We start from the raw sequence: 13,911 nt of genomic DNA, 5'->3' as shown, positions 1-13,911 counted from the left end.
TCGCTGTTCTGAACGGTGGTGATGGCCGCGCACTTTTAGCGCCAAGCGCGTTAATAAAGATCGCTGCCAAACAGGAAATAGGCAATCAAAAGCGTGATCAGGATATTGAATGCCTGAGCGCCCAGAAACGCCAATACCGGCTTGCGGTTTTGCACACCCACGAGATCGCGAAAATTAGTTTCTAATCCGATGCAGGTAAACGCCAGGGCAAACCAAAGGCCTTGTAAACTTTTCAGCGGCGATTTTATCGTTTGAATAATTTCCGGATCAATAAAAAAAGAAAAGACAAGCGAGGCGAACACAAAACCAATCACAAATTTCGGAAAACGCTGCCAGATCAATTTCAGGGTTGGCTTTTCTGACACCTGGCTCGAAGCGGCTTTGGTGTAGGTCCAGTAAATAGAAATGGCAAACGCTGCAAAACCCAATAAAACGTTTTGAGAGAACTTTACGATCGTGCTTATTTTTAAAGCCGTTTCCCCAACGAGCGTGCCGGAAGCGGCTACCGCTCCTGTCGTGTCGATCGTGCCCCCGAGCCACGCGCCTGTTACTTCCTGTGAAAGGCCAAGCCACCTGGCCACCCAGGGCATGGCGATCATCATCGGCACGGCCGTGATAAGTACCAGCGAAACGACCAATGATAATTTCTTAGAGTCGCCTTTGATCGCTCCCGAAGTCGCGATCGCCGCCGATACCCCGCAAATGGAAACCGCGCTCGACATCATGATCGACAATTCCTTATCGATTTTCATTTTCTTACAAAGCCAAAAAGAAAAATACCAAACAGAAAGAACGACCAGCAGGGCCTGGATCAGCCCGAGCGAACCGGTTTTTAAAATGTCGGAAAATATAACATTGGTGCCGAGCAATACCAATCCAATCTTCACAAAAAACTCAGACGATAAGGTATCTTTTAGCCAGGCAGGCAGGTTGAAAAAATTTCGGGCTGCCAAACCAATCGCCAGGCAAAAGATGACGGTTTCCAAATTCAGTACCTTCACCTGTTCATTCCCGCCGAGAAAAGAGGCCAGCATGGTTAGTAAAAATATAACCGGAAAACTTTTAAAAATAGTAGCGACGTTCTTCCCCGTAATCAATGCGCCAAGGATAGCAATTGTATAAGCAAAAAGAAACTGAATCAGTATGCGATAGCAATTGCCGCCGCTTAAAACGGTATCGCTTATAGGCGCGCCGTTTCCCCAGTCATAGGTAGGCGCGATGATATAAACGCCTAATAAAGCAAGCAAAATAATAATATATCCCAGCACTACAACCGCCCAATCTTCCGAAAGCGTGAATGTTTTTTTTGGTGAAGCCATGCGTCAAATATAGAAGATTAAATGTCAATTAAAAAAATCTTAACGAATGGGTAATCAACCCTTTAGTTTTCGAGGGTGGCGCTGTTGGCATTGAACCCGGCAGTAATATTTTCGCAGGTGCTGTAAATGACATATTTCGATCCGGGCTCCGTCATCTCTTCCAGTTTGGTGCGCTGACTATCATTTTCCAGATCAAAAATAACCGCATACTTATCGTCGCTAATAGCATTTTTATGGGCCCGCGCATGAGCTAACGCATCATAATCCGTCAACATCAAAACCGCTTTGGATTCATCGCCGGATAACTGTTCGGGCAAAGGCTCGAGCGTTTGAATGACAACAAATCTTCGTTTTAAACTTCTTAGAAAATTAAGAACTTTGCGATTGAAGGGTTTAAAAGGCTTAAACATTAAAATAGGATTCTTTTATTTCCGCGTCAAGATAAGCAAAAGATAAGCCACAATTTTTATTTATTCATTTTGCGTCAAATTTTATCAATAATGCCTCCAATTTTCGCGAGAGCCTAAAGCATTAACGCTATCAATGAATTGGCTTTGATATATGCTTTATTAAGCAATCGTGTATTTTATTCCCACAGCAACGCAGCTCCAAACACGCCGGCGCTATCTCCCAGCGCAGGCTTGCAAACGGGCGTTGTAAAAATACCGCTATTAAAAACATATTTTTTAATACGCTCATAGCCTTCGCTATAAATTAAATCTATATTACCTACTCCACCACCAATGATGATAAGATCGGGGTCGATGATATTAATAAGCGTAGACAATGCTTTGCCATAGTTCTCCAACAAACGGTTTACCGCACGTGTTGCGCATTCATCTTGTCCTGCAAGGTGCTTCTCGACAATCTCGTTAAGCTTTACCGCATCGCCGCTTTCATTTTCATAATATTTTTCCAGCGCCGGACCGGAAATAACAGCTTCCACGCAACCCCGCCTGCCGCAATAACACAGAACGCCGCCTTCCTCCAGTACATTGTGGCCCCACTCTCCGGCAATTCCATGCTGCCCTTTGATAATCTGCTTGTTGACCACCAGGCCGCCGCCAACGCCGGTTCCCATAATAACACCAAACACAACTGCTGCGTCAGGATAATCGCGTCCCACTCCCATGCGTGTTTCCGCCAAAGCAAAACAATTGGCATCATTTGCCAGCCGGACCGGAATCTGTAGCGTAGCTTCCAAATCCTGCAACATAGGCTGTCCGTTCATGCAGGTGGTATTACAATTTTTCATCAGGCCGGTGGCGGGCTCTGACACACCGGGCGTAGCAAAACCAATTGCCGTTGGGCGTTCACCAGCCCGCTCTGACACTATATCGATCAGCTTTTTGATCTGACCAAGTATATGCTGGTAGCCGAGCGAGGCTTCTGTTGGTACTCTTTGTCGTTGAACTACCTGTAAAGACGATTTGTCTAAAACGACACATTCTATTTTTGTGCCGCCGAGGTCAATGCCCCATAAATTCATTAGTACTATTTTTTTGGTTAGAGTAAGGCTATTATTAATCAGTCGTTATGACAAGTTCTTTTCCCTGTTGCAACTGCTGGTGTTGAATCATGTATCCATTTATTTTTTCACCACCATAGGTGATACTTTTTATTCTTTCACCATTTCCTCTTTTCAGAATTGAAAATTTGGTGCCGTGCAAATCGAACTCCACCTTATCAAACAATGGGACGGTAATCAAATACTCAGGATCGGCCGGCGAATAAGTGTAAAGCCCAAGCGCATTTAGCGTAAACCACGAAGACATTTCCCCCGCATCATCCATACCGGCATAAGCAAGCCGCTCAGGGCCCATCCGATAATAATCATTTAATATTTTGTTGAGGAGATGTTGTGCCTTTTCCTGTTTACCAATAAAATAATATAGGTAAGGCGAACTGTGGCCGGGTTGATTACCATGGCAATACTGGCCGATAAACGTCGTCAGATTATGCGCCTCGTAGCCTTTCCAGGGAATGGTGAATAATGAATCCAGCTTTTTTTCAAAAGCTTTCTCACTAGGATAAAGAGCGATAAATCCTTTTGGATCGTGGGGCGCAAAAAAAGTGGACTGCCATCCGTTGGCTTCGCGGTACATATATTCGAAATACGGCTGCTGGGGATCAAATGGTGTAATCCACTGGCCATTTGCAAGCCGGCCACGCATTAGCTGCGTTTCAGGGTCAAACAGATTTTTATAATTGTCAACCCGCTTCATCAACTTTTCATAGTTGGCTTGATCTCCCAGTGCGCGGGCCAGCAAAGCGGTAGCGTAGTCGTCGTAGGAATATTCCTGCGTTTTTGTGACAGCAGCTTTGGCAACGGTTTCCAATTTCGGATTTTCCACGTCCATTTCCGAAATCCATCCTCTTTCCATATACTCTTTCAAATGAGGCCGTCCTCCTTTCCCTTCGACAAAGGCGTTATTTAAAAGTATCTGATAAGATTTTTTTACATCGAAATCTTTCAACCCGCGCAAATAACTGCCAGCAATAAATGTAGAAGCATGATCGCCATGAAAAAAAGTAGGCATAAAACCGGTTATCGCTCCGCGATCCGTTATAGAGCGTATCACGTCAGTTGCCACGTCCGGCGAAATCATGCCCAGCAGGATCAATTTATTTCGATAATCATCCCAAAAAGATGGATTACTATAATATTTAAATCCTTTGTTAACAATCTTCCCCGAAGCATCTCTAAACGCTCCATTCGCATCGCTCAACAATATCGGCCATAGGAAAGAGCGATATAAAGTGGAATAAAAAGTTTCACGATGGTCGGGCGTTCCGCCTGACACCTGAATTTTCGAAAGCAAATGTTCCCAGGTTTTATCCGCAGCGCTGCGCACTTCATTAAAAGATTTCGTCAACATTTCACGCTCCAGGTTTTCTTTCGCGTTTTCTACACTGACATAAGAAAATCCCACTTTCATTTCCAGGGGGTCGCTAACCTTTTTATTATCAAAAAAATCAACCACACTCACTTCCGATTCGCCGTCTTTTACCGAACCAACTTTTTTAATTTTATGATTCGTCACCGCATAGAAATAAAAAGGGCTCCCGGTTTTCTGAAAACCCTGAAAACTATGATCTCCGCTTTTTTTGATATCCCATTCCCTTACGCGCTCGTTTGAACGCGCCAGATCGGCTAATAGTTTTTTGTTGCGCCCATCTTTATAGGTGTATTTATGAAACGCACATCTCAAAGTGGAGGTGACTTCAGCATTAATACCATACTTTTCAAGGTAAGCCTGATAATAGCCGGGCCGGGCCGACTCATTTTGATGGCTGTAGGAAGAATAATAATGTTTGGGATCCACATCGCCGCTGACAGCAATCATCGGCACATAACAAAGATTCCAGTGCCCTTTGCTGGTATGCGCGAACGCGTACACCACCGTATCCTCATATTGATAGCCAGAACCGCTTCGCCACATCGTCACGGGCGTCACCTGCACCATCGAGTTAGGCAGCGATGCACCGGGATATGCTTCCGCTCCCCATGCCCGACGCGTAGGTTTATATCCCAGATCGGCGCTGTCCCAAAGTGTTGTCGTCCCTATAAAAGGATTGACCCAATCGGTTAGCGTGGTTCTGCTTTGTGCGCTCAGTATGCCGGCGGCGCTCAACATGCAAACCGCTAAAAAGTAAAAGGGCTTTTTATTCATCATTTTAAAAGAAAAACTAATAACGAACTCCGTGTTCTTCCCCACGTTAATAGCAAACTGCAAGCGGCTCGTTATGTTGGAAAATCGTTTTTGCTTTTCAAATATAAGAAGTTTTTTAAAACATCCTGTGCAAATGAGACGAACTATCCTAAAAATGATCAGCAATTAGAAGGAGCGGTCAACTTGTTTTTCTGTAATTAAAAATAGCCAAACCATTTAGCGCCAATGCGAAGCCTGTTAAATATAATAACTCCAGACCTACCTCCCCAAACCCGCTCCCCTTGAGCACCACCAGCCGCACCACCTTCACAAAATGTGTAACCGGCGTAAACTGGGCGATGGCCCTTCCCCAACCCGGCATACTATCCGTGCTTGTAAAAAATCCGCTCATCAGCATGAAAATCATCATAAAGAAAAAAGCGATGAACATAGCCTGAAGTTGGGTTTCGGCAAAAGTGGAGATCAGCAAACCAAAACCCAGCAAGGCGACCAGATATACGGCAGCAAACAGATAAAGCAAGGCAAAACTGCCCTGCGGAAAAATTCCATAGACAACATACATCACAGCAAGGCCAATAGTGAACACGATCATACCCACCAACCAAAACGGGATCAGTTTACCTAAGATGAACTGCCACTTCCTGACCGGCGTCACATTGATCTGCTCGATGGTGCCGATCTCTTTCTCACGTACAATATTGAGCGCAGTGATAAAACCGCCGATTAATGTGAGCAACAACACTAAAATGCCCGGCACCATATAATATTTATATTCGGCCCGAGGATTATACCAGTTCACTCCGGCAACGTCGATCTTCGCCGATGCCTGATTAAAACCAGGACTTGCTGCTTTTACGATAACGTCAAGATCGCGATTGAAACTTTCGAGCACTTTTGTCATATAAGCGCCGCCGAGCGCAGATTTGGTGCCATTGATGGCATCGACCGTTATGGCTACCTGCTGTGCTTTTTCCCGCACGAGGTTGCGCTCAAAGCCGGATGGGATTTCGAGCATCAAATCGCCCTCGCCTTCTTCAATCATCTTTAAGCCATCGTTATAATTAAATCTGTGGCCAACTATTTTAAAATATTCCGATGCATCCAATTTGTTGAATAAGGATCGGGAATAGCTGCTATGATCGTGATCGACATAAACTACATTAATATTTTTGACTTCGAAATTTGCAGCCAGCGGTAAAATAATCAACTGGATAATCGGCATAGCAAACATCATCGCCAGAATAGTTTTATCCCGGAAAATCTGCCTGAACTCCTTTTGCAAAAGAAAACTTAGTACTTTCACGACAACCTGATTTTAAATTTTTTTAATGCAATCGTAAGCAGCAGCGCCGACATCCCCATCAATATCAGCGTTTCCTTCCACACATATCTGAAGCCCAATCCTTTTAACATCACATCTTTGATGATAGTGTAATAATACCGCGAAGGAATAATATGGGAGACCGCCTGAAAGAATAAGGGCATGTTTTCAACAGGAAACATAAAACCGGTAAGCAACAAAGTAGGCAGCATCATGCCCATCATCGACATCAACATGGCGGTTTGCTGCGATGCGGCAATATTTGAAATAACCAACCCCAGCGATAGGCAGGTGATGATAAACAGGATACTTTCGGCGAAAATCAACAGCAGGCTGCCTCTTATTTCCACATTAAGCAAGAACACCGACAGCAATAAAATAACCATAAAATTAATAAGCGACAGTACCAGGTAGGGAATCGCTTTTGCAACGAGTACCATAATGGGATTGAAGGGTGACACCAGCAAAATCTCCATAGTGCCTAATTCCTTTTCGCGCACGACCGCCACAGAAGTTAACGCCGTGCTTACGATCATAAAAATTAAAGCAATCACGCCCGGGATAAAATTGAGCGATCCATTTTGTTCAGCATTATAAAGCAATTTCAACTGCGGCACAATTTGGTAAGGCAGTTTTTTATTCAACGACTCGCGTTGATAGCCGTCGACAATCGACGTGATATAATTGGCCGCAATGGTCGCAGTGTTGGGGTCTGACCCATCTGCGATAAGTTGGATTTTTGCGCCACCGGGCTTATTTATATCTGAAGCAAACTGAGCTGGAAAAATAAGTGCGCATTTGATACTGCCTTCTTTGAACCTCTGTTCTATATCCCGATAATCGACCACTGGTTGCTGTACTTTAAAGTAAGAGCTCACTTGTATACGATCGATGATTTGCTGTGAAACGACGTGCTTTGCGTTGTCCTGGATCGCAATACCGATATTTTTAACCTCGCTGCTCAAGGCAAATCCAAATAGAATGATCTGCACCACCGGAAGCCCAAAAAGAATCAGCAGCGTCCGCCGGTCGCGGAACACATGATAAAACTCTTTTTTCACGAAGGCTAATAATTGTTTCATTTAATCTGATTTTCTTTTGGCTCCTCTCGCCAATTCGTAAAACACCTCATCCATGGAGCGTGTATTGAAATGCCTTTTCAGGTTGGAGGGGCTATCCAGCGCTTCTATCTTCCCATCTACCATGACGCTGACGCGATCGCAGTATTCCGCTTCATCCATATAGTGCGTCGTTACAAAAACAGTGATTTGATTGGATGCCGCTTCGTAAATCATATCCCAGAATTGCCTTCTGGTCAAAGGATCAACGCCACCGGTGGGTTCATCCAAAAAAACAATTTGAGGGCGGTGAAAAATAGCCACTGAGAAAGCAAGCTTTTGTTTCCAGCCGAGCGGCAAATCCCCTACCCTTTTTTTCGCCTCCTGCTCAACGCCAAGCGAAGCAACCAGCTCCTGGCTGCGTTTTTTGATTTCCGGACGGGGCACACCATATATGCCGCCGTAAAATTCAATATTCTCCAGAATAGTTAGATTATCATAGAGCGAGAACTTCTGGCTCATATACCCTATATTTTTCTTTATCTGTTCCTGCTGTTTGTACACGTTGAAACCCGCAACCGTAGCCGATCCTCCGCTCGGATACGACAATCCGCAGAGCATCCGCATTGCCGTTGTTTTACCGGCTCCGTTAGCGCCGAGGAATCCAAATATTTCTCCGGCCTCCACATCGAAGCTGATACCATCCACGGCTTTAAAAGCGCCAAAATGCTTGCTCAGATTGTCACAAATAATTACTTTATTGCTCATAAGTTTTCTTATTTATAAACTGTCCGCACGCCGCTCCTGCATTAATCGAATAAAACTGTCTTCTATCGTCGGGATAATTGTTTCAACATTAAAATCCCGTATGTCATGTTTCCTGGCAAGGGCTATCACATCTTCCAGTCCCGGCTTTTCTGATGTAAGCGTTAAATGGATATATTCGCCGAACGCATAGCAGCTTTCCACTTCATTTTCTGTCCGGAATTTCTTAAGCAGCCCATACATGTCATTTGATTTGGCGGCAAAAAGCGGTTTGGGAAACCGGCCAACGATACCGCCTGGCGTGTCGAGCGACATAATTTCACCGTGTTGCATCAAAGCAATCCGGTCACACAGTTTGGCTTCGTCCATATAAGGCGTGGAAACGATAATGGTAATCCCCTGTGCTTTCAACCGCTGTAACATGTCCCAAAATTCTTTCCGTGAAACCACATCAACGCCGGTAGTCGGCTCGTCAAGAAATAAGATTTTAGGTTGATGAATCAATGCGCAGCAAAGGGCGAGCTTTTGTTTCATCCCTCCTGAAAGTTTACCGGCCCGGCGGTTTTTAAAAGGTTCGATCTGCGTATAAATTTCCTTGATCAACTCATAGTGTTCCGCAATACTGGTTTTAAAGACAGTCGCGAAGAAGCTTAGGTTTTCCTCAACCGTCAAATCCTGGTATAGCGAAAACCGTCCCGGCATATATCCTACACAATTGCGGATTTGCCGGTAATCTTCTACAACATCAAACCCCTCAACCAACGCCGATCCGCTGTCCGCCAGCATTAGCGTTGTCAATATTCTGAACAAAGAGGTCTTCCCCGCACCATCGGGGCCGATCAGTCCGAATAATTCGCCTGTTTTTACTTCGAAGGACACGCCATTAACAGCGCTGACTCCGTTATAAGATTTACATATTTCGCGTACCGAAAGAGAGATCATTTTCAAAAATTATACTGTGTAATAGGGGATTTGCCCGCACTTAAAACAAAACCTCACCGTACATACCAATTTTAAGATACCCGTCGTTGATCACTTTCACCTTGATGGCGTACACAAGATTGGCCCGCTCGTCTTTTGTTTGAATCGTTTTGGGGGAAAACTCCGACTTGTCGGAGATCCAGGTAATTGTTCCCAGATAGCTTTTATAACCATCCTTGCCATTGTCGATTCTTACGGTTACTTGCTGCCCGATTTTAATCTGCGGCAACTGCGCGCCGGTGATAAACGCCTTGAGATATAAAGTGTCTATGTTTGCAATCTTATATAAGGGTTTTCCTACCAGTTGCATTTCACCCTGCAAAGCGTAATTGGTCAAAACCGTTCCTGTTACCGGGTTCATAATTTGGCCTTTATTAATCTGTTCCTGCAACTGCGCCACGGCCTTCTCCATGGGCGCCCGCTCGCTAAGTATATTTCGGTTTTGCGCCTGCGTGTTATAGCTATTCAATTTAATTTGTTGTTCGGTGACGGCAATCTGCTTTTTTAGTTGATCAATAGCCGCATTAATATCGTCGAGCTGTTTTCGGGTTGCAGCGTCGGCCTGAACCAGGTTCTCAGTACGCCGCCTTTCCCTCAACTGCTGATCCAGCTGCGCTTTCTGCACGATTAACTGCCGCCGCACCAATTCGGTTTGATCGTGGGCAGCGACCGTTTTTTCGCTAAGCGCCGCAATACTTGCCTGGGCTTGCTGCTGCTGAAGCTCCACCACTTTCACGTCAATCTGGCCGACCTGCGCTCCCGCGGCGAGCGCCTTTCCTTCTTCAACCTGATAAGAAGTAAGCACTCCATTTTGTTGCGCAGAAACGATTACTTCATCGGCTTCGAAATTGCCGGAAGCATCATAATCAACGCTTGGGGTGCAGGCATTCAAAAACAAGAGCGATGTTAGTAGCAACATTAGGTTCAATCGGCAAATCGTTGCTATGCTAAAAGATTTATTCATTTTTATTTTATTTAATGCTTGGTAATAAAAGAAAGAGTGGTATCAGCCTGGTACCTGATTTAATCTCCCTGAAGAAATTGCTGATGATAGATAGCCTGCAGCAACTGAATCTGGTGCAGGTTTTTTGTCTGCCTGGCCAGATCTTCGGCATTAACTTTTTCGATATATTCATGCGTGGTAATAACGCCATTGGACAACTGTGCCTCGGCCGCTTTAGTTACCGAAGCCCGCAACAAAATGTATGCTTCATCTTGTTCTATCAGTTGCGCAAACTGTTTCACCTGCTGCGCCTGGCGCGCCAATTCCATTTTGGTGTTTAATAAAAACGTCTCTTTATCCCTTGCTGTAAGCTGTGCCTGTATTTGTAAACGCTCCTTTTTATTAGACAAGGTATAAAGGCTTTCTAATGACCATTTAAAACGCAGGCCCGCCATATACCATGGGCCAAATTTATTTTCGATAATATTAAGGGTGGGCCTGCCATAAGCGCCCTGCACATAAGCGCTAACCTGAGGCAAATAATCCGATTTTAACCGCTTACGTTCCAAATCAAAAACCACATTTTGAAGTTCAAAGCTTCTTAATTCCGGCCGGCGTATGCCACCGGTAAAAACGCCTTTTGGCGGTAGTTCCAGCTGTGTGTCGGAAGGCAACTCCTTTCCTATAAATAATCCCAGCATATTTAAATAAGCCATTCGATTGGACTTATAAGTGGTGCTTTTCATTTCAACACTTATCGCCTCGGCCTTTAATTCGTCAAGGTTGCTGCGCAGCGCCGTCCCATTTTCAAACGCCGCTTCCATTTTGCCAATTTGAGTTTGAATGGTGCCTTGTGTAGATCGGAGCTGCAATAACTGCGCGTCGATCAGGAGAATGGAAAAATAAAATTCATTCACCCGGCGCCTGATTTGGTATAAATTTGTTTCGATTTGCTGCTGCTGCAACGCGGTGTTGGCAAGAATTAAATTTTGATCGGTTTTAGTTGCGCCTCCATCATAAATGAGCTGGCTGATTTCGCCCTGAACCTTATACTGGTCTTTGCTGATAGAAGGCAGACTCAGGCCGGATGGAAGCGCACCAACGGCGTCGCCAAAATCGATTGTTTCAGACTGATAAGAAGCCTGTCCGGAAATGTGTAATTGCGGAAGAAAACGTTTGGAGACATTTTCAATACTATACCGGGCCGACCGGTTGATTAAATCCATCTTTCGTATTGCCGGATACCCTTTGCGCGCCAAGGTATAACATTCAGCTAACGTTAACTTTTGTGCGCCGGCTTCCCTGATCAGGAGAAGGAATAAAAATGAAATTATAAAAAGATTTTTCATATCGTTTACCAACTGTTTTAATCATTTGATTAATTAATAGACAAAAAAATTTTATTTTGCTTTCATAATGGCTTTAATCCACATTGGAATCAGTTTTTTCCGCTCTTTCATCAGCTCGTTAAATTCTTTTTCCTCGATCCCGCCGCCAGCCATCAGCAGTGGCTTGGCCATAAAAGGGAATACAATCATCCCGATTAAATTCATCAAAAAATGCAGCGGATTGGGCTCTTGTATTCTTCCTTCATGCACCGCCTTTTGGTGTTGTTTAAAAAAGACAGACTGCCTGATTATTTTTTTTACCGGAATTTTTTGTAATAAAAGCTTTGGATTACTTCTAATCTCGGTAATAATGAAAATAGGCAATTCAGGTTCCGCAGTTATCACATCAATATAGTTCTCCACTACTTCCCGCACCTTTTGATCCAATGTGGTGCGCTCGTCATTCAACAACAAAACCATCTTCTCTATAAACGCAGTAAGTGTTTCGAGCATTATAAGTTCGAACAGCTTTTGTTTGCTTCTAAAATAATAATTAAGCAGGGCAAGGTTAATGCCTGCCTCTTCAGCAATATCCCGCGTACGCGTTGCAGCAAAACCTTTCTTGTAGAAAACGGCTTTTGCAGCGGCTTTGATTTTCTCTTCCGTAGTAAACTGCTCGGTAACTATTTGATTCGGTTTTGCCATTTATGTTGACTGCTTGTTTTTACAAAAATAAGAACAATAAAATAATTCAATCAATTCTTTTAATCAAATGATTAATATTTGATAAATGTTTTAACATTTATATGATCTAAAAACAACAAATATGTTTTATTTTTAATCTATCCACTCTAATCATGAAAATTAGTAACTATGAAATTCTTTTCCCGCCTTCTGAAAAGAAGTTTTACGATTTATCTAACACTAATCGTTGTATATCAATCAAGCGCACAGCAGGTAGTGGCTGTTTACACGGATTTTGGAGGTTATTGGCGCAGCAGCGTTGACACGATTAACAGTATATATCCTAACAACGCCCATAATTTGCTTGCGTTTAGGCTGGCCAATGGAAACACTTACGCGACGGGCGTAAATAACGCCCTGCTTACATCGAGAAATATCAATTTTACCCCGCGAGAGTACAGGGCTTTACCTGTTTCTGAGTTACCGCTTCCAGGAGGCGATACCTACATCGGCGTCGGTGATTTATATGGTGGCGGCTCGGCAAATGTACAGCCCGTACCTGTAACTAATAAGCTCAGCGATTACCTTGTTGATGGTATCAATGGGTTGGCTTTGGGAACAGGTATTTACAATTTACCGGCTTCCTCGCAGATCTATTACAACATTACTTCTTTTCGAAGAAGTTCCATTGGTGACGGCGTTCCTGACATTGTCATCACACAAATGGGGCAATTGACTGCCGGCCGTTTTGATAGTTTCAGAATGGTCGACGCCACTGGGGCGACTGTGGGCCGCGCCATTTCCGTCGATTTTAGCACAATCCCTGTTGTAGCGACCGGTTCCTTCAAGTTTTATACGCCGCAGCGGTCAGGTGCGACGCCGGTTTACAATGCCGGTTTGCGTGGCACCCGCAACCTTCGGATGTTGGCTTACGATTTTGCAGATTTCGGTGTCACCACTTCTAATTACACCGCTATTCGAAGTTTTTCACAAAGATTTTCAGGGGTAAGCGATCAGGCCTTTGTCGCGTATAATGCAACGGCGCTTCGACTTTTGCAGCCTATTTCCGGAACCATTTACAATTCAAGTGCGCAGTCATCAGAAATAAAAGGGTATGAGGGGGCGATAGTATCACTCTTAAATGAACTTGGCACAGTCATTGAAAAAGACACAACGAACGCGTTGGGGGTTTACTCGTTTGATAACCTTGAAAACAGCAATTATCGAATCCGGCTCTCGACCCCCACTGGATACCAAATTATAAAGGATCCCAACAATGGAACAGACAGTACAACAGCAGTAATTGTCGATGAAGAACCCGTCACAGGCGTTGATTTTACGATACAAAATGTGTCTTTAGACGTAGACTTTGGATCCATTGAAGCCTCCATCGAGAACAATCAGCTCCAAGTGAATTGGGAAACCCTGCAAGAGCTAAACAATGCCTATTTCGATATCCAGCTTTCCGCCAATGGTACTGATTTTGAAACCGTGCATACAGAAAGATCCAAGGCACCCGGCGGCAATTCTGAAATGCCAATTATCTATTCCGTTTCTGTTACGATGGCTAAAAATTCAATAGCATTAGGCATAGCCGTACTTGGCCTAAGCTTTTTACTAATTCGTTTTAAAAAGCGTACGTTATTATTTGGTTTACCAATCGTGTTGCTAATCTTTTTGTCTTCCTTATCGTGCCAAAAGAGCACTAACCATTTGAAACCCGATGGCAGCCATCTTTTCCTGCGTATTGCCCAGGTTGACAAGGACGGTTCAAAAAGCCTGTCGAAAGTCGTGCAGGTAAAAAATCAGGAATAACTATGATCGAAAATTTCGTTTAA

General features: G+C 44.1%; 12 protein-coding genes. 1 reads left to right on the top strand and 11 read right to left on the bottom strand.

Features of this window, described 5'->3' with window-relative positions:
- Positions 1–50: 50 nt before the first annotated feature.
- The 11 genes from ABDK00_RS06570 to ABDK00_RS06520 form a co-directional block, all read right to left on the bottom strand.
- The gene (locus ABDK00_RS06570) at positions 51–1,319 is read right to left on the bottom strand and encodes a YeiH family protein (RefSeq protein WP_346239359.1); all 1,269 of its coding nucleotides are present in this window, start codon (positions 1,317–1,319) and stop codon (positions 51–53) included.
- A 62-nt stretch (positions 1,320–1,381) separates the two neighbouring features.
- Positions 1,382–1,729, bottom strand: a complete 348-nt coding sequence (locus ABDK00_RS06565; RefSeq protein WP_346239358.1) for a hypothetical protein — start codon at positions 1,727–1,729, stop codon at positions 1,382–1,384.
- 176 nt (positions 1,730–1,905) lie between these two features.
- Entirely contained in the window at positions 1,906–2,808 is a 903-nt protein-coding gene (locus ABDK00_RS06560) for an ROK family protein (RefSeq protein ID WP_346239357.1), read from the bottom strand.
- Positions 2,809–2,842: 34 nt separating this feature from the next.
- A complete protein-coding gene (locus tag ABDK00_RS06555) occupies positions 2,843–4,996 on the bottom strand; it encodes a GH92 family glycosyl hydrolase (protein ID WP_346239356.1) in 2,154 nt (717 codons plus the stop codon).
- 175 nt (positions 4,997–5,171) lie between these two features.
- A complete protein-coding gene (locus ABDK00_RS06550) occupies positions 5,172–6,296 on the bottom strand; it encodes an ABC transporter permease (protein ID WP_346239355.1) in 1,125 nt (374 codons plus the stop codon).
- The gene (locus tag ABDK00_RS06545) at positions 6,293–7,396 is read right to left on the bottom strand and encodes an ABC transporter permease (protein WP_346239354.1); all 1,104 of its coding nucleotides are present in this window, start codon (positions 7,394–7,396) and stop codon (positions 6,293–6,295) included. The genes ABDK00_RS06550 and ABDK00_RS06545 overlap by 4 nt, the downstream gene beginning before the upstream one ends.
- Entirely contained in the window at positions 7,397–8,140 is a 744-nt protein-coding gene (locus ABDK00_RS06540) for an ABC transporter ATP-binding protein (protein ID WP_346239353.1), read from the bottom strand.
- Between the two features lie 12 nt (positions 8,141–8,152).
- Entirely contained in the window at positions 8,153–9,079 is a 927-nt protein-coding gene (locus ABDK00_RS06535) for an ABC transporter ATP-binding protein (protein ID WP_346239352.1), read from the bottom strand.
- A 40-nt stretch (positions 9,080–9,119) separates the two neighbouring features.
- The gene (locus tag ABDK00_RS06530; protein ID WP_346239351.1) at positions 9,120–10,082 is read right to left on the bottom strand and encodes an HlyD family secretion protein; all 963 of its coding nucleotides are present in this window, start codon (positions 10,080–10,082) and stop codon (positions 9,120–9,122) included.
- A 59-nt stretch (positions 10,083–10,141) separates the two neighbouring features.
- Positions 10,142–11,410: a TolC family protein gene (locus tag ABDK00_RS06525; RefSeq protein ID WP_346239350.1), complete on the bottom strand. Its 1,269-nt coding sequence runs from the start codon at positions 11,408–11,410 to the stop codon at positions 10,142–10,144.
- Between the two features lie 51 nt (positions 11,411–11,461).
- Positions 11,462–12,094 carry a TetR/AcrR family transcriptional regulator gene (locus ABDK00_RS06520; RefSeq protein WP_346239349.1) on the bottom strand — a complete coding sequence of 211 codons (633 nt, stop codon included), beginning with the start codon at positions 12,092–12,094 and terminating at the stop codon, positions 11,462–11,464.
- Positions 12,095–12,262: 168 nt separating this feature from the next.
- Here ABDK00_RS06520 and ABDK00_RS06515 point away from each other — a divergent pair, with 168 nt between their 5' ends.
- Positions 12,263–13,888: an SdrD B-like domain-containing protein gene (locus ABDK00_RS06515; protein ID WP_346239348.1), complete on the top strand. Its 1,626-nt coding sequence runs from the start codon at positions 12,263–12,265 to the stop codon at positions 13,886–13,888.
- Positions 13,889–13,911: the final 23 nt, after the last annotated feature.

Origin of the sequence: Niabella insulisoli (assembly GCF_039652435.2) — a bacterium.
In the GTDB taxonomy this organism is placed as follows: Bacteria; Bacteroidota; Bacteroidia; order Chitinophagales; family Chitinophagaceae; genus Niabella; species Niabella insulamsoli.
The sequence above is the reverse complement of the archived record's forward strand: the minus strand, read 5'-3'. Positions and strand labels throughout refer to the sequence as shown.

Excerpts from the sequence above, each read along its gene's own strand:
- ABDK00_RS06570 (WP_346239359.1), bottom strand. The coding sequence starts at position 1,319 with ATGGCTTCACCAAAAAAAACATTCACGCTTTCGGAAGATTGGGCGGTT.
- ABDK00_RS06565 (WP_346239358.1), bottom strand. The coding sequence starts at position 1,729 with ATGTTTAAGCCTTTTAAACCCTTCAATCGCAAAGTTCTTAATTTTCTA.
- ABDK00_RS06560 (WP_346239357.1), bottom strand. The coding sequence starts at position 2,808 with ATGAATTTATGGGGCATTGACCTCGGCGGCACAAAAATAGAATGTGTC.
- ABDK00_RS06555 (WP_346239356.1), bottom strand. The coding sequence starts at position 4,996 with ATGATGAATAAAAAGCCCTTTTACTTTTTAGCGGTTTGCATGTTGAGC.
- ABDK00_RS06545 (WP_346239354.1), bottom strand. The coding sequence starts at position 7,396 with ATGAAACAATTATTAGCCTTCGTGAAAAAAGAGTTTTATCATGTGTTC.
- ABDK00_RS06540 (WP_346239353.1), bottom strand. The coding sequence starts at position 8,140 with ATGAGCAATAAAGTAATTATTTGTGACAATCTGAGCAAGCATTTTGGC.
- ABDK00_RS06535 (WP_346239352.1), bottom strand. The coding sequence starts at position 9,079 with ATGATCTCTCTTTCGGTACGCGAAATATGTAAATCTTATAACGGAGTC.
- ABDK00_RS06530 (WP_346239351.1), bottom strand. The coding sequence starts at position 10,082 with ATGAATAAATCTTTTAGCATAGCAACGATTTGCCGATTGAACCTAATG.
- ABDK00_RS06525 (WP_346239350.1), bottom strand. The coding sequence starts at position 11,410 with ATGAAAAATCTTTTTATAATTTCATTTTTATTCCTTCTCCTGATCAGG.
- ABDK00_RS06520 (WP_346239349.1), bottom strand. The coding sequence starts at position 12,094 with ATGGCAAAACCGAATCAAATAGTTACCGAGCAGTTTACTACGGAAGAG.
- ABDK00_RS06515 (WP_346239348.1), top strand. The coding sequence starts at position 12,263 with ATGAAATTCTTTTCCCGCCTTCTGAAAAGAAGTTTTACGATTTATCTA.